This window comes from Flavobacterium terrae (assembly GCF_900142035.1).
Lineage (GTDB): Bacteria > Bacteroidota > Bacteroidia > Flavobacteriales > Flavobacteriaceae > Flavobacterium > Flavobacterium terrae.
In genome coordinates, this window is record NZ_FQZI01000002.1 from 489,325 (window position 1) to 505,287 (window position 15,963).

The window sequence follows — 15,963 nt, forward strand, 5'->3', positions numbered from 1 at the left end:
CTTAAAACACACTTTAAAAAGTAAGAAAAAAACGTTCTAAAAGCCATGTTTTAGAGCATAAAACATTAATTAACAATTAAATAAAAATTGTTAATAACTATTTTATTAAGCTTACATTCGAAATTTATTAAATTATAATTTCACACTGTTAATTTTAAATTTAAAAAACAAATGAAAAAAGTATTAATGACTGCAGTAGCATTATTTGCTTTCGGTTTTGCTAATGCACAAGAATCAACAGGAGAAGGTTTCTCTAAAGGTAATGTTTTCGTTTCAGGATCAGTTGGATTTGGAACAGAATCAACTGGAGATGAAAAAATGAATGAATTTAATTTTTCACCAAAAGGAGCTTATTTTGTTACTGATAATATAGCAGTAGGACTTGCTTTAGGTCTTTCTTCTACTAAAACAGAAGACGCATCTCCTGTAGAAGAAACTAACACTAAATTTTCAGCTGGTGTATTTGGAAGATACTACTTTACTCCTGCTTCAAAATTTTCAATTTTTGGGCAATTAGGTGTTAACATGAATTCATATAAAGATGAGACTAAAAACACAGCTTCAGGAGTAACAGTAAGTACTGAAGGAAATGGATTTGATGTTATGTTATCTCCAGGTGTTAGCTATTTCTTATCTAACCATTTCGCTATTGAAGCTTCATTTGGTGCTTTAGGATACGAAACTACAAAGCCTGATGCTGATGGTGCAGAATCAACTGATAAATTTGGTTTAGAACTTAACTTAAGCTCAATTAACTTTGGTTTAGTTTACAAATTCTAATCAGTATAATAGATTATAAAAAAACCACGCTCAAAAAGCGTGGTTTTTTATTTATAAGAAATCATATTACATTTTAAATCCAATACCTGCTTGGATTACCATATTTTTAGAACCCGTGTCCTTAACCACTTCATTTAAACTCTGAGTAAAACGACCAAAGATAAAAGCTCCACCAGAAAAATTTAAAGAAATACCTCCAGCAATTGCGGTATCAAAGCTATTAACATCATTTTGATCAGAAACATTATTGTCTGATTCTACTTTTTCTGAGACTTTCATTCCAAACTGTGGACCAGCTTCTATAGCAAAAACATTTCCTAATTTTAATTTTGCTAAAACAGGTACATTAATGTAATCTATTTTATAAGTTACTTTATACGAATTACCAAAAATAGGCTTGATGGTATTTTCAAATCCTTGTCTAGAGTAAAGCAACTCAGGCTGAAGTGATAAAACTTTAGGCACTAAAGGCACTTCTCCCATAAAACCAAAATGAAAACTTGTTCTTGGATCTGGCCCTTCATCAAAATCTCCCTTAGACACAGTAGCATAGTTAAGTCCCCCTTTAATACCAAAACTTGAACCGCCTCCATCTTGCGCAAAAACATTACTCGATAATGTCAATAAAAAAACTCCTAATGTTAAATTTTTAATTAATTTCATATCCGAAAAGTTTTAGTTTATAAATATTGAACGCTAAAATTTTTAAAAAATTATATTTTGTAATGAACAACAATTGGACCAAATTTATTAAGAATTTTCAATCTTACCTAAAAATCGAACGTGGTTTATCTCAAAATTCTATTGACAATTACACTCTTGATATTGAAAAATTAAGTTTTTATTTAACTGAAAATCAAATAGACAAAACACCAATCACAATTACCGAAGAAGTTGTCCAAGAGTTCATTTATGATGTATCTAAAAAAGTGAATCCTAGAAGTCAAGCAAGAATAATTTCTGGATTGAAAAGTTTTTTTAATTATTTAATTTTTGAAGATTACAGACCAGATAACCCACTAGAATTAATCGAAGCTCCTCGATTAGGCAGAAAACTTCCAGACACCCTAAACATAAAAGACATAGACAACTTAATAAATGCAATTGACTTATCAAGCAATGAAGGAGAGCGTAATAGAGCTATGCTTGAAACATTATATGGTTGCGGACTTCGGGTTTCTGAATTGGTTTCTGTTAAAATATCAGACTTGTTTTTTGATGAAGGTTTTATAAAAATAACAGGAAAAGGGAATAAGCAACGATTTGTACCTATTAGCCCTTTAACTCAAAAATATATTGAGATTTATAAAAATGAAGTTCGTCCTCATTTACCAATTCAAAAAGAATTTAGCGATACTTTGTTTTTAAATAGAAGAGGTAAACAGCTTACTAGAGCTATGATTTTTACTATTATTAAAGATTTAGCAAAAAAAATAAACCTCAACAAAACTATAAGTCCACACACCTTTCGCCATTCATTTGCTACACATTTATTAGAAAACGGTGCCGATTTACGTTCGATTCAACTAATGCTTGGACATGAATCGATTACAACAACAGAAATTTACATGCATGTTGATCGAAAACATTTAAACCAAGTAATGCAGACTTTTCACCCCAGAAATAAATAAAAAATCCTTCTTTCGAAGGATTTAATTTATTGTAAAATATTTTGTAATGATTCAAAATCTAAGGTTTGCTGTTCTCCTGATGCCAAATTTTTTAAATTATAAACATTATTCTTAAGTTCCTCTCCTCCTACTATAATCGCATAAGAAATTCCTCTTTTATCAGCATACTGAAATTGTTTACCAATTTTAGCATTATCTGGATACATTTCTACTTTAATTCCAGCTGCACGTAATTTTGAAATAGCTTTCATAGCATATTTGGCTTCTGATTCTCCAAAATTCAAGAAAATAGCTTTTGAAGTAGAAGTTACTGTTTCAGGAAACAATCCTAATTCTTCTACAACTAAATAAATTCTATCTAAACCAAAAGAAATTCCCACTCCGCTCATATTTTTCAAACCGAAAATTCCAGTTAAATCATCATAACGGCCACCACCACCAATAGATCCCATTGAAACTCCTTCTGGAGCAGAAACTTCAAAAATAGCACCAGTATAATAATTAAGTCCTCTTGCTAAAGTAACATCCAAATCTAGTTTTGAATCCTTTAATCCTATTTCAAGAACATTTTCGCATATAAAACGCAACTCCTCTACTCCTTTTAGACCTTCTTGAGAACCTGCTAACAATTGTGATAATTTTTCGAGTTTTTCGGCAGTAGTCCCCGTGAAGTTAAATAGCGGTTGAACTTTCACGATCGCTTCTTCAGAAATACCTTTTTCAAGCATTTCTTTCTTAACTCCATCTTCTCCAATCTTATCTAACTTATCAAGTGCAACTGTAAAATCGATTAACTTATCCGATGCTCCAATAACTTCAGCAATTCCAGATAATATTTTACGGTTATTTATTTTAATGGTAACTCCTTTTAATCCTAAATCAAAAAAAACAGAGTCATACAATTGAACCAATTCTACTTCTTGCCATAACGATGTAGAGCCTACAACATCAGCATCGCACTGATAAAACTCTCTAAAACGCCCTTTCTGAGGTCTATCTGCTCTCCATACCGGTTGGATTTGATAGCGTTTAAAAGGAAACTCAATTTCATTTTGGTGTTGTACCACATAACGCGCAAAAGGCACTGTTAAATCGTAACGAAGTGCTTTTTCTGAAATCTTATTAGTGAACTGATTTAGTTGAACCAATTCTTCTACCGAAATTGTTTCAGCTGAATTTACTTGTAACGATTCAATTGATCTTGGCAACTCAATTTTTTGCTTATTAAAAAAATAATTTCCTGAATTTAAAATCTTAAAAATCAATCGATCACCTTCTTCTCCATATTTACCCATCAACGTTTCTGAGTTTTCAAAAGTTGGCGTTTCGATAGGCTGATAACCAAATCTCTCAAAATGGGCACGTATTGTATTAAAAATATAATTACGCTTTGCCACTTCAATAGGAGAAAAATCTCTGGTTCCTTTAGGAATACTTGGTTTTTGTGCCATTTTTAAAAATTATGAGTTATAAATTTTCGGTTATGAAATATCGGTTAAAGAAAACCTCCATCATAAAAGAAGTGCAAATATCTTACATTTTGAAAGAATACTAAAATTTTAAAAAGAATTGTAACAAAAAACATACTTTAATGACTTATTAGCCATGATAGGATTGTTTAGAGAGAATGTAAAAATCGCAATGGGTTCTATAAGAACTCAGTTATTGCGTACCATTTTAACCGTACTTATTATTGGTATTGGTATTATGGCTCTGGTTGGTATCTTAACTGTTGTTTCGGCACTCGAAAACACCATTTCGAAAGATTTTGCCTCTATGGGTGCCAATACATTTACCCTAAACCAATACGACAACTTAACTCGCAGCGAAGGAAACGGAGAGGTTAAAAAAATAAACCCTATCATATCCTATCCCGAAGCAGTTGCCTTTAAAAAGAACTACAACTATCCGTTTGCACATACATCGGTTTCATTTACTGCCACAGCAAATGCAGAAGTTAAATTTGAAAGCAAAAAGACTGATCCTGAGGTTTCGGTACTTGGTGTAGATGATTACTATACAGTCAATTCTGGATTAGAAGTTGTTAAAGGAAGAAATTTTACGGGCTTTGATATCGAAAACAACAATTATGTTTGTGTTCTTGGTGCCGATTTTGAAAAAGAACTTTTATCTGATGTTAATCCTATTGACAAAACAATATCTATTAGAGGAGCTAAATTTAAAGTTATAGGAGTATTAAAGGAAAAAGGATCAACTTTTGGAAAAAGTCAAGACCTAAGGGTTTTAATACCAATTCAAGTCGCAAGAACGCTTTTTACAGCACCCAACATTAATTACTCAACCAGCGTTATGATTGAGAAAAAAGAATTACTGGATGAAGCTGTTGATAATGCAACCATTGCCATGCGTAAGGTAAGAAAATTAAGCCCTATTGAAGACAATAACTTTGGAGTATCAAGGAGTGACGACCTAATTAATAAGATTTTAGGGATCACTCAATATTTAGGAATTTCTGCTTGGATCATTGGAGTTATTACCATTTTTGGTTCTACTATAGCCTTAATGAATATCATGTTGGTATCAGTTACCGAAAGAACTCGTGAAATAGGTACTAGAAAAGCCTTAGGTGCTAAAAGAAGTACTATTGCCATGCAGTTTTTTATGGAAACTTTGGTTATTGGTCAATTGGGTGGCTTAGTTGGAACTTTGCTTGGAATACTTATAGGTTTTGGATTTGCATCCTTGTTAGACTTTAAATTTGTTATTCCTTGGTTAGCCATAACCTCTGCTTTTTTAGTATGTTTTCTTGTTGCTATAATTTCAGGGTTGTATCCCGCTTTAAAAGCCGCAAAACTGGATCCTATAGAAGCATTGCGTTACGAATAATTAACACCAAAATGAAACAAAAAGATTACGTTGAAAAAGAGATAGAAAAACTTAGTTTAATACTTAAAAAACTACTCTCTGTAATTATTAAAAGTAATAAAACTGAATCTTCAAATCACCTGGCAGATGAAGTTAATGCCACATTAATAGACAAATTTAATTTAAGCAATATTGAATTTGAAGAACTAAATTCAGATGACTTAATCCAAATCCTTATTGAGGAAAAAAAGATTAGTTCTTTACACTTGGAAGATTTAGCGAATATATTTTATAATCTGGCTAAAACATCAACAAAGAATTCAAAAAAAAATAAAAGCACTTTAAAAAACTGCTTGACCATTTACAATCACTTAGAAAAATCAGAAGGTATTTTCTCTTTCGAAAGGAATCAAAAAATCAATGAGATTAAACACTTAATAACCCTTTAATCATTCGGTCATTACCATAAATATCTTTTTTAAGCTCTATGTCCGAAAAGTTATAATCCTGAAGAAGTCTAATCATTTCTTTTCCTAAATACTGATTGATTTCGAAAAACAACATACCTCTATCTGAAAGATTTTTTTTAGCCAATTGGGTTATTTTTCTGTAAAACAATAATGGATCATTATCTTCTACAAACAGAGCTAAATGCGGTTCAAAGTCTAACACATTCTTTTTAATTTCTTGTTTTTCAAGATTACGAACATAAGGAGGGTTAGAAACAATTATATGAAATTCGCGCAACAAATCTTCGGTTTCTAATATACTTTGGCTCAAAAAAGTAACAGATACATTATTCCTATTGGCATTTTTATGAGCAATCTCTAAAGCCTTTTCAGAAACATCTAGCGCATAAACTTCAGCATTTGTTAAATTCTTGGCTAATGAAACGGCAATACATCCAGTTCCGGTACCAATATCTAAAATTTTAATTTTCTCTATTTTAAACTTTTCATTTGCGCATTGGATAATCCAATCCACTAATTCTTCGGTTTCTGGCCTTGGAATTAAAGTATTCTCGTTTACATAAAAAGGCAATCCAAAAAACTCTGTTTCCCCTAAAATATATTGTATTGGTTTTTCTTCTTTAAGTTGAGATAAAACAGTTTCCCATTGAAAAAGCTGCATAGCATCAAGTTCTAAAGCATCGTTTAGCACTAAATCGACTCTTTTCATTTGATGAAAAGCTTCCAACACTATATAGAAAAAACTATCAATTTCTTGAGAATCATAAATTCCTGACAACTCATTAGCAAACTGAATTTTATACTCTTTTAAAAACATTTAAATATTTTTTATCATCCAAACTGGGCATGCCGAATGTCCTGTACAACCCATTGGCCCATCAAGGTATTCAAAACCAGACTTTTTATATAATTTTTGTGCTGCTTCCATATAAGGCATGGTTTCAAGATAGCATTGTTTAAAGCCAAACTCTTTTGCCTTGACTAAACACGCCTTCATCATTAGTACTCCTAATCCCAAACCTCTAGTTTCGGGCAGAAAATACATTTTTTGCAACTCACAAACATCTTCACTACCATTAGCTAAAGGAGAAATACCTGCAACACCTATAATTCTTCCTTCATTTTCTAAAACAAAGTATGTAGATCTAGGTTTCTGATATGCTTCGTACATTGAATCCAATTCAGGATCTGCATAGGCTGTTCCTACTTTTGGTACGTTAAATTCCTCTAAAACAGTCCTAACAACTTTGGCAACCTGAACATTATCTTGTTGTTGTATTTCTCTAATCAACATAAAATTAAAAGCTTATTTTTGTGATGTGAAGATACATGAAAAATACATATCTAGATGTATAGAATTAGCTAAAAATGGACTAGGTACTACCTATCCAAACCCTTTGGTTGGAAGTGTAATTGTATACGATGGAAAAATAATTGGCGAGGGTTGGCACAAAAAAGCAGGTGAAGCTCACGCCGAAGTTAATGCAATAAACTCTGTTAAAGACAAATCATTACTTTCAAAATCGACTATCTATGTGAGCTTAGAACCATGTAGTCATTTTGGGAAAACACCTCCTTGTTCAGATTTGATTATTCATCACAAAATACCCAATGTAGTTATAGGAACTATTGATCCATTTGCTAAAGTTGCTGGTAATGGGATAAAAAAACTAATTGAATCTGGAGCAAATGTAACCATTGGCATACTAGAAGAAGAATGCAATAAACTCAATAAACGCTTTTTTACGTTTCATAATAAAAAGAGACCCTATATAATTTTAAAATGGGCAGAAACTCAAGATGGCTTTATTGCTCCTAAAACAAAAGAGAATCAAAGTCCAGTTTGGATAACTAACAAATACTCTAGACAACTAGTCCACAAATGGAGAACTGAAGAACAAGGAATTCTAGCTGGTACCCAAACAGTGATTGACGACAACCCAAGTTTAACAGCAAGAGATTGGAAAGGCAATCAACCTGTAAGAATAGTTTTAGACAAAAATAAAAGAATTTCAAAAGAAAATGCTATATTTGATAGTTCGGCTACTACCCTCTTACTTACTGATCATGAAATTAATTTTTCAAAAGATGTTGCTAATCAAATTTGCAAGTACTTATTTGACAACGATATTCAGTCTGTAATTATTGAAGGTGGGAGTAAAACTTTACAAACTTTTATTGATTCTCAATTGTGGGATGAAGCAAGAGTTTTTAAAGGTTTGACATTTTTTTCTGAAGGAACAAAAGCTCCAATCATTACTGGAAAAAATATCAAACGGTATAAAATATCAAATGATGAACTTTTAATTTTTTCAAATTATGATTAATACCATTATTTTCGATTTTGGCGACGTATTCATGAATTTAGACAAAAATGCATCTTTAGAAGCATTGAAAAAACTTGGATTACAATCCTGGAACGAAGATATAGACAAGGTAAATCAACAATTTGAAAAAGGAAAAATCTCTGAAGTACAGTTTATGATTGAAATGAAAAAAATCATACCCAATGCTTCTATTGATGATATTAGAGAAGCTTGGAATTCGGTTTTAATAGATTTTCCTTTAAATCGATTAGAATTTCTTCAAAAGTTATCTCACAAATATCGTTTATTCCTTTTAAGCAATACAGACGAAATACACATTGCAAAATTTGAACACCGAGTAGGAATGACATTTGCTCGTGAATTTTATCAATGTTTTGAGAAAGTCTATTTTTCATTTGAAATAGGTCATCGCAAACCAGAACCCGAAGCTTTCAGCTTTATAATCAACAAGCACGAGTTAACTCCTAAACGAACTTTATTTGTCGATGACAAAAAAACAAATACAGATATAGCCGCTTCACTTGGCATGCATGTTTGGAATTTACAAGTTGGAAAAGAAGACATAACAGAACTTTTTTCAAAAAAAGAACTTCCCTTTTCCTAATTACCTATTTAGATAAAACATTACTTTTGTGTTCAAATTACAATTTTGAGTACAACTCCTGACACATACAAAACTCTTGAAGAAGCTTCTCCCGAAGTACTGTATAAAGAAAAAAACAGTAAGTTTTTTGGCTATGCCTTTCCCATTTCTTCAGAAGATGAAGTAAAAACTCACATTGAAAGATTAAAAAAAGAACATTTTTCTGCACGACACTGGTGTTATGCATGGCAATTAGGCACAACAAAAATTTCCTATAGAGCTAACGATGACGGAGAACCAAACAACAGTGCCGGAATGCCTATTTACGGTCAAATTCAATCCTTTGACATTACAAATGTTTTAGTAGTTGTGGTTCGTTATTTTGGAGGAGTTAAACTTGGAGTCGGTGGTTTAATATCTGCTTATCGGGAGGGTGCTAAACTAGCACTAGAAGCATCATCCATTATTGAAAAAACAATAGACGTACATTTTAACATTACTTTTGATTACAAAAACATGAATAAAGTAATGAGAGTTATAAAAGAAAAGAACCTCAATATTGTTTCACAAAAAATGGAAGAGAATTGTCGGATTGAAATTTCCACACGTAAAAAAAATGCCGAAATGATTTTCGCCATTTTTACCAACTTATTTGAAGTAGAGATTAAAGAAATTTAAATTTGTTCAACTAACTCTTTGATGTAATCTGGAGGTAAAGTTGGACGACCAGTTTTAACATCCACAAAAACCAAAACGGAACTACCAATTGTTAATAACTCATTTGATTGATTGTAAATTTCATAATCAAATTCTATCTTGACTGATTCTAGATTTTTAAATATAGTTCTCACAGTTAATTCATCATCATACCTGGCAGGCCTTTTATAATTCATGGTTAACGAAACTACCGGAAGCATAATTCCCTTCTCCTCCATTGATTTGTAAGAAATCCCTTTATTTCTTAGCCATTCGACCCTACCCATCTCAAAATATTGAGCATAATTACCGTGATAAACAACTCCCATTTGATCTGTTTCAGCATATCTAACTCGTAAATTCAAATCATAATATTTCATCATTCTAACTTTAAAAAAAATTAACACTCTGTTAACCCCTATAAAACGCTTTACAACAATTTTTTTATAAAATCAATATCAAAAAAATTTTTTTTTAAGAATTTTATAAGGCATATTTGCTATCCCAATCAACTCGAAAACTTGTGCCTATTTTAACAAGTTTAATCTTTTAAAAATTAACAACTTAGATGCATACAATGAATAAAACTGCGGAATCAGTATGGGAGAATTGTCTGTCTTTTATAAAAGATAATATTCAAGAGCAAGCATTCAAAACTTGGTTTGAACCAATCAAGTCTGTTGAGCTTACTGACAACGCACTTTATATTCAAGTTCCTAGTAAATTCTTTTACGAATGGCTAGAGGAACACTACGTTAAATTATTAAAAGTAGCTTTACAAAAAGAACTTGGAAAAAATGCTAAGTTACTCTATAAAATAAAAATGGAGAATACTTATGGCAACAAACTTCCATTTACTGAGCAAATACCAAGTAATAATAGACCTGCGGTAAAAACTCAAGAAATCGATGTTCCTGTTCAACAAAAAAATCCTGAATTAAAGAATCCATTTATCATACCTGGGATTAGAAATATTAAAATCGAATCTCAATTAAATGCAAACTATAGTTTTGAAAACTTTCTTGAAGGTGATTCAAACCGTTTAGCGAGATCTGCTGGTATGGCTGTTGCAAATAAACCAGGCGGTACTTCTTTTAATCCGTTGTTGATTTTTGGAGGTGTTGGATTAGGAAAAACTCACTTAGCCCATGCCATTGGAGTTGAAATTAAAGATAAATATCCAGACAAAACTGTTTTATACATCTCTGCTGAGATTTTTACTCAACAATATATAGATTCAGTTAAGAAAAATACTCGAAATGATTTTATACACTTTTATCAATTAATAGATGTATTAATTATTGATGATGTTCAATTCCTTTCTGGCAAAACAGGAACTCAAGATGTTTTCTTCCACATATTCAACCATTTACATCAAAATGGAAAGCAGGTAATTTTAACATCAGATAAAGCACCTGTTGACATGCAAGATATTGAACAACGTTTACTATCTCGTTTTAAATGGGGATTATCTGCTGAGTTACATCAGCCAGATTACGAAACTAGAGTATCTATCTTGAAAAACATTCTATTCCGTGATGGTGTAGAAATGCCAGAAGATATTATTGAATATGTTGCTCGCAATATAAAATCAAATGTTAGAGAGCTTGAAGGTGCCATTATCTCTTTAATAGCACAATCGTCTTTTAATAAAAAAGAAGTTACAATTGACTTAGCGAAACAGGTAGTTGAGAAGTTTGTGAAAAATGTTAAACGAGAAATATCTATCGACTACATTCAAAAAGTCGTTTCAGATTATTTCCAGTTAGACGTTGATACATTACAATCTCAAACTAGAAAGCGTCATGTTGTTCAAGCTCGTCAATTAGCTATGTTCTTTGCAAAAAAATACACTAAAGCATCTTTAGCAAATATTGGTTCTCAAATTGGAGACAGAGATCACGCTACGGTTTTACATGCCTGTAAAACAGTTGATAATTTAGTGACTACAGACAAACAGTTCAAAAAATTTGTTGATGATATCAATAAAAAACTTTCGTTATAATGTCAAAAAAAATCCTGATGGTGTGTTTGGGGAATATTTGCCGTTCCCCACTTGCCGAGGGTATATTACGCTCAAAACTACCTAATAACTTTATAGTAGATTCTGCCGGAACTGGAGGATGGCATGCTGGTGAACAACCAGACAAGCGATCTATTTTAACTGCAAAAAACAGAGGTATAGATATTACTCATCAAAGAGCTCGAAAATTTCAAAAAAATGATTTTGAAAATTTTGATTACATTTATGTAATGGATAATCAAAACTTTAAAGACGTATCCTCTCTTGCAGAAAAAGAAAATCACAAAGCTAAAGTTCAACTTATTCTAGAAGAAATTTTTCCAGGCGAACGAGTTGATGTACCAGACCCATATTATGGTGGTCAGGATGGCTTTGAAAAGGTCTATGACATGCTTGATGAAGCTTGTGAAATAATAGCAAAAAAATTAGAAAACAAATAATTACAATGAAGCCAATTACTTTTTTAGGAAAACTATACTTGATTCCTACTACACTTGGAGAAATGAATCCTGAAGATGTTTTACCTCAAACTATAAAAAGAAGTATTGATTTTATTGACCATTATATTGTTGAAAACGAAAAAACGGCTCGTCGCTTTATAAAAAGTATACATCCAGAAAAAAAACAACCTGATTTAAAAATTTCAGTACTAAACAAACACACTGAAGTTCATGAACATCAAGAGTTTATAAAACCTCTATTGAGCGGAATTAATGTTGGTTTAATGAGCGAAGCTGGATGCCCCGCTGTAGCTGATCCTGGAGCTGTAATAGTAAAATTGGCACATGAAAAGGGAATTCAAGTTGTACCATTAGTTGGACCTAGTTCTATTTTATTAGCTGTAATGGCTTCGGGTATGAATGGCCAAAGCTTTGCTTTTAATGGATACCTTCCTATAGATAAAGGCGAAAAAAAGTCAGCATTAAAAAATTTTGAAAAAATATCTTTTGAAAAAAATCAATCACAATTATTTATTGAAACACCTTACAGAAACAACAAACTTCTGGAAGATATCTTAAGTACACTACAACCTAACACAAATTTGTGTATTGCTTGCGATATAACTCTCCCTACTGAGTATATAAAAACACTAGCAGTAAAAGACTGGAAAAAACAAAAGGTCGATTTACAAAACCGACCTTCTATATTTATCATTCATAAAAACTATTAATACTCTCTAGCTTTCGCTTTTTTATTAGCTTCTATAAAACTGGTATCATATCCACCAAATTCACTTAAGTATTCTGTTATTGAAGTACCGTAGCCATCTTTGAATTTTCTTTGACCGTTACTTCTCAAGAATTTTTTTACTGCTCCTGGACCACCTAAATGAGCTGCAGCTAATATACCAGATTCTGTAATCGTTATACCTCTTATAACTTTTCCAGTATACTTTTCAATTTCTTTTCTTAGTTCCCACTTATTTCTTGCTAAATAAGCCATAAAAGCTTTCTCTTGAAGCTTTCTACTCTCTAAAAAATGTTGCTCATCATTCACACCTAGACTTTGAAGTGTCTTAGTTCCAAATTGGTACTTCCCTAAATATCCTAAAGTATTTACCTTATGATATTTTCCTTGCGACTCTCTTACTGCCAATCTTTGTCGAAAACCAACAAAAGTTTTACCCGTAAAAGGGACTTCAAAATACGTTTGGTCAACTTCTATTTCGGTAGGTACTTTGTAAATTATTTCTTTGTCAAAAACATGGAACCAAGGAAATAATTCTGAATTGAAAGGTCTAAAACCTGAACTAAGGGTGATGATTGAGGCAAATAATCCGAGATAAAATATCTGTTTTTTTGTCATAAAATGAATTTCTTCTAGCTAGGAAACACAATAATTTATACGTGTTAATTCCATCATCACTAGAAAATTTCTACGAGACAAAGGTAAACCTTTAATATTGAACGTATTGTTAATAAATTCAAAAAATAGATAAAAAACAAAATAAATCGTTGATATACAGCGTATTTACTGAATTTTAAATTATAACAAAAAAAGCCGATTTAGTTAAAATCGGCTTTTTTATGATAGTTATTAACAATTATAATCCGAGTTTAGTAACCCATTCGGCATATTTTTTTGCATTAACTTGATGCGCTTCATAAGTACTTGCAAAATCATGATAACCTTGTCTCTCAACACTTGCACAAAAATATGTGTAATCGTGTTTTTCGGCATTAAGTACAGCATCTATCGCAGTAATGTCTGGCATTGCAATAGGTCCTGGAGGTAATCCCAATTTTACATATGTATTATAAGGTGAGTCAAGTCGTAACATATTACCCTTTACCCTTTTAATTACCTGGTTAAAATCGCCACTTTCTCTTTTAACAGCATAAATAACTGTTGGATCAGCTTGTAATGGCATTTCAAGTTTTAATCTATTTAAGTAAACACCAGCAACACGTGGACGCTCGTCAGTTTTTACTGTTTCTTTATGAACAATAGCTGCTAAAGTAATTACTTGCGCAGGAGTCATACCCAAAGCCTTAGCTTTAGCTTTTCTTTCGTCATTCCAAAAATTATTAAACTCATCAGCCATTTTATCTCTAAACTTATCTGCAGAGGTATTCCATTTTACCTGGTATGTATTAGGTATAAACATTCCTAGAACTGTTTCTCTATTCAATCCGTTTTTCTCCATAAAAACCGAATCTGTAATAGACTTCATTAAGCTTAGGCTATCTGCTTCTATTTGAGATGAAACACGTGAAACTAATTTCTCAAGACTCTCTTGATTGTTAAATGCAAGATTTAGAGGCATATTATGACGCAATGCCGACACTAATGCAAAACTCCCCATTCCTTTTTTAAATAAGAAACGTCCCGGAAAAACATTTTCATCGTAAGAACGTTTTTCTGCAACAAATTTGAACTTATCAATATCTGATACGTAAGGCTCTAGAATCTGAAGTACATCTTCATATTTTGATCCTGTTGGAACAAACACATATACCTCATCTTTATCAAACTTAGTATTTGCCGAAAACAAATTAATGTAAGCATAAATGGCTACTGCCAAAACCGCTACAAATACAGCTATTGCGATTTTTTTTATATTCAAAACTTTAAATTTATTGAGTTGTATTAATTAACTGAAACATGTACTCATCATTAAATCGATGATTACTATAATTCCAATCTTTTTTTGTGCCAATTTTTTGAAATCCAAATGTAGTAAAAAGCTTTAAACTTGGTTCATTGTCTACTCCAATATTTGCATAAAGCTGATGAAGATCTAATTGTTTAAAACTATAGTTTATAAGCAAAGCTAAAGATTCTTTACCAACCCCTTGGTTTCTATCAATTTGATTCTGAATCACTATTCCAATACCTGCTCTTTTGTTCTTAGGATCAAAGTCGAACAAATCTATAAGTCCTATGGCTTCAAAAGTATCATTTTTACAAATCGCTAAACGTAATTGTTTCGCGATGTAAATATCTTGATGTGCATTCTCTAAATACTGATGAATTAAAAATCTAGAATACGGAGTTTGAGTATTACTTACTTCCCAAATTTCTTCATTATTTTCAATAGTGAAAACAAAGTCTAAATCTTCGGGCTCTAATGCTCTTAGATATATATTTTCTCCTTTTAAAGTAATCATAGCGTTATTGTATGGCTATTTGTCCTTCATAAACAAAATTTGCAGGCCCCTTTAGAAATACCTGAGTAAAAAATCCGTTCTTTTGGTTGAAAGAAACCTCAAGTTCTCCACCTTCTACTTTTAATTGGATTACAGAACTGTTTGTTTTACCAATGGCTTTCATAGCAATAGCAACCGCAGTAGCTCCTGTTCCACATGAAAGTGTTTCATCTTCAACACCTCTTTCATAAGTTCGTAAAGAAAACTTATTCTCGTCTGTTTGAGTTACAAAGTTTACATTGCTTCCCGCCTGTCCATAAAGACTACCATAACGTATTTTTGAACCTTCATTTCTAACATCAAAAATATGCAAATCTTCTACCAATTGAACATGATGAGGCGAACCAGTATCTAAAAAAATATGACTTTCATGCTGTTCTACTTTATCTACATCCTTCATTTGCAGTGACACAATGTCATTTTCATCAATTGTTGCATGATGCAGACCATCAACAGCAATAAAAGTTGCCGAATCTGAAATCACATTCAATTTCTTGGCAAAAGCAACCAAGCATCGTCCTCCATTTCCACACATTGAGCTTTCATTTCCGTCAGAATTATAGTAAACCATTTTAAAATCTGTCGATTCGTCATTTTCCAGCAAGATTAAACCATCAGCACCAATACCAAATCGTCTATCACACAATCTTTCAATCAGTTTGGTATCATTTTTGGGAAAAGTAAGAGAACGGTTATCGATCATGACAAAGTCATTCCCTGTTCCTTGATATTTGTAAAATGTAAATTGCATAATGATATGTAATGTTGTTAAATAGCCCTGATGGAAGCGACATCCTTTTTGTTGGTCATTTCGACTCCGCTCAATGACCAACAAAAAGATATAGCGAACAACAGGACAAATGCTGAACTGGAACACAAATGTAGTGCTCCTAAACAACATATCAAATGTACAAATATTAATAAGAAGTTAAAGACTGTTAAAGAGCGTTAAACTCGATTTTATTTATATATGAAAA

General features: G+C 31.9%; 20 protein-coding genes. 11 read left to right on the forward strand and 9 right to left on the reverse strand.

Annotated elements, in window-relative coordinates:
* The first annotated feature begins 171 nt into the window (after nt 1-171).
* A complete protein-coding gene (locus tag BUC09_RS06575) occupies nt 172-780 on the forward strand; it encodes an outer membrane beta-barrel protein (RefSeq protein WP_073309863.1) in 609 nt (202 codons plus the stop codon).
* A 66-nt stretch (nt 781-846) separates the two neighbouring features.
* Here the strand turns inward: BUC09_RS06575 and BUC09_RS06580 are convergent, their stop codons facing one another.
* Nucleotides 847-1,443 carry a porin family protein gene (locus BUC09_RS06580; RefSeq protein WP_073309865.1) on the reverse strand — a complete coding sequence of 199 codons (597 nt, stop codon included), beginning with the start codon at nt 1,441-1,443 and terminating at the stop codon, nt 847-849.
* A gap of 62 nt (nt 1,444-1,505) precedes the next feature.
* On the opposite strand from BUC09_RS06580, the gene xerD reads away from it, so the two are divergent.
* Entirely contained in the window at nt 1,506-2,411 is a 906-nt protein-coding gene (xerD, locus tag BUC09_RS06585; protein WP_073309867.1) for a site-specific tyrosine recombinase XerD, read from the forward strand.
* A 26-nt stretch (nt 2,412-2,437) separates the two neighbouring features.
* Here xerD and hisS read toward each other — a convergent pair whose 3' ends face one another.
* On the reverse strand, nt 2,438-3,862 hold the full coding sequence (gene hisS / locus BUC09_RS06590; RefSeq protein ID WP_073309878.1) for a histidine--tRNA ligase: 1,425 nt from the start codon (nt 3,860-3,862) through the stop codon (nt 2,438-2,440).
* Between the two features lie 154 nt (nt 3,863-4,016).
* Between hisS and BUC09_RS06595 the strand changes: the two genes are divergently transcribed.
* The gene (locus tag BUC09_RS06595; protein ID WP_073309880.1) at nt 4,017-5,258 is read left to right on the forward strand and encodes an ABC transporter permease; all 1,242 of its coding nucleotides are present in this window, start codon (nt 4,017-4,019) and stop codon (nt 5,256-5,258) included.
* Nucleotides 5,259-5,269: 11 nt separating this feature from the next.
* Nucleotides 5,270-5,686 carry a hypothetical protein gene (locus BUC09_RS06600; protein ID WP_073309882.1) on the forward strand — a complete coding sequence of 139 codons (417 nt, stop codon included), beginning with the start codon at nt 5,270-5,272 and terminating at the stop codon, nt 5,684-5,686.
* On the opposite strand, the gene prmC is transcribed toward BUC09_RS06600, so the two are convergent.
* Nucleotides 5,664-6,524, reverse strand: coding sequence for a peptide chain release factor N(5)-glutamine methyltransferase (gene prmC, locus BUC09_RS06605; protein WP_073309884.1), 861 nt, complete (start codon nt 6,522-6,524; stop codon nt 5,664-5,666). The genes BUC09_RS06600 and prmC overlap by 23 nt on opposite strands.
* Nucleotides 6,525-7,001: a GNAT family N-acetyltransferase gene (locus BUC09_RS06610; protein ID WP_073309886.1), complete on the reverse strand. Its 477-nt coding sequence runs from the start codon at nt 6,999-7,001 to the stop codon at nt 6,525-6,527.
* Between the two features lie 25 nt (nt 7,002-7,026).
* Here BUC09_RS06610 and ribD point away from each other — a divergent pair, with 25 nt between their 5' ends.
* Genes ribD through BUC09_RS06625 form a run of 3 tightly spaced genes read left to right on the forward strand, consistent with a single transcriptional unit; the run spans nt 7,027 to nt 9,295 of the window.
* Nucleotides 7,027-8,034: a bifunctional diaminohydroxyphosphoribosylaminopyrimidine deaminase/5-amino-6-(5-phosphoribosylamino)uracil reductase RibD gene (gene ribD, locus BUC09_RS06615; RefSeq protein WP_073309888.1), complete on the forward strand. Its 1,008-nt coding sequence runs from the start codon at nt 7,027-7,029 to the stop codon at nt 8,032-8,034.
* Nucleotides 8,027-8,638 carry an HAD family hydrolase gene (locus BUC09_RS06620; protein WP_073309890.1) on the forward strand — a complete coding sequence of 204 codons (612 nt, stop codon included), beginning with the start codon at nt 8,027-8,029 and terminating at the stop codon, nt 8,636-8,638. Before ribD ends, BUC09_RS06620 begins: the two co-directional genes overlap by 8 nt.
* A gap of 45 nt (nt 8,639-8,683) precedes the next feature.
* Nucleotides 8,684-9,295 (forward strand): IMPACT family protein, encoded by a 612-nt coding sequence (locus BUC09_RS06625; protein WP_073309892.1) that lies wholly within the window; start codon nt 8,684-8,686, stop codon nt 9,293-9,295.
* Here BUC09_RS06625 and BUC09_RS06630 read toward each other — a convergent pair.
* Nucleotides 9,292-9,693 (reverse strand): acyl-CoA thioesterase, encoded by a 402-nt coding sequence (locus BUC09_RS06630; protein ID WP_073309894.1) that lies wholly within the window; start codon nt 9,691-9,693, stop codon nt 9,292-9,294. The genes BUC09_RS06625 and BUC09_RS06630 overlap by 4 nt on opposite strands.
* 197 nt (nt 9,694-9,890) lie before the next feature.
* Between BUC09_RS06630 and dnaA the strand changes: the two genes are divergently transcribed.
* The 3 genes from dnaA to BUC09_RS06645 are packed head-to-tail and all read left to right on the forward strand — an operon-like array spanning nt 9,891 to nt 12,507.
* Complete coding sequence (gene dnaA, locus BUC09_RS06635; RefSeq protein ID WP_073310395.1) at nt 9,891-11,318, forward strand: chromosomal replication initiator protein DnaA; 1,428 nt, start codon at nt 9,891-9,893, stop codon at nt 11,316-11,318.
* Complete coding sequence (locus BUC09_RS06640; RefSeq protein ID WP_073309896.1) at nt 11,318-11,776, forward strand: low molecular weight protein-tyrosine-phosphatase; 459 nt, start codon at nt 11,318-11,320, stop codon at nt 11,774-11,776. The genes dnaA and BUC09_RS06640 overlap by 1 nt, the downstream gene beginning before the upstream one ends.
* Nucleotides 11,777-11,781: 5 nt before the next feature.
* Nucleotides 11,782-12,507 (forward strand): SAM-dependent methyltransferase, encoded by a 726-nt coding sequence (locus tag BUC09_RS06645; protein WP_073309898.1) that lies wholly within the window; start codon nt 11,782-11,784, stop codon nt 12,505-12,507.
* Here the strand turns inward: BUC09_RS06645 and BUC09_RS06650 are convergent.
* The 4 genes from BUC09_RS06650 to dapF all read right to left on the reverse strand — a co-directional run bounded on the left by BUC09_RS06650 (nt 12,504) and on the right by dapF (nt 15,737).
* Complete coding sequence (locus BUC09_RS06650) at nt 12,504-13,142, reverse strand: peptidoglycan-binding protein LysM (RefSeq protein ID WP_073309900.1); 639 nt, start codon at nt 13,140-13,142, stop codon at nt 12,504-12,506. The genes BUC09_RS06645 and BUC09_RS06650 overlap by 4 nt on opposite strands.
* A gap of 238 nt (nt 13,143-13,380) precedes the next feature.
* A complete protein-coding gene (mltG, locus tag BUC09_RS06655; RefSeq protein ID WP_073309901.1) occupies nt 13,381-14,403 on the reverse strand; it encodes an endolytic transglycosylase MltG in 1,023 nt (340 codons plus the stop codon).
* A 10-nt stretch (nt 14,404-14,413) separates the two neighbouring features.
* On the reverse strand, nt 14,414-14,947 hold the full coding sequence (locus BUC09_RS06660) for a GNAT family N-acetyltransferase (protein ID WP_073309903.1): 534 nt from the start codon (nt 14,945-14,947) through the stop codon (nt 14,414-14,416).
* 4 nt (nt 14,948-14,951) lie between these two features.
* Nucleotides 14,952-15,737, reverse strand: a complete 786-nt coding sequence (dapF, locus tag BUC09_RS06665; RefSeq protein WP_073309905.1) for a diaminopimelate epimerase — start codon at nt 15,735-15,737, stop codon at nt 14,952-14,954.
* Nucleotides 15,738-15,767: 30 nt separating this feature from the next.
* Between dapF and BUC09_RS14770 the strand changes: the two genes are divergently transcribed.
* The gene (locus tag BUC09_RS14770) at nt 15,768-15,938 is read left to right on the forward strand and encodes a hypothetical protein (RefSeq protein WP_159432942.1); all 171 of its coding nucleotides are present in this window, start codon (nt 15,768-15,770) and stop codon (nt 15,936-15,938) included.
* Nucleotides 15,939-15,963: the final 25 nt, after the last annotated feature.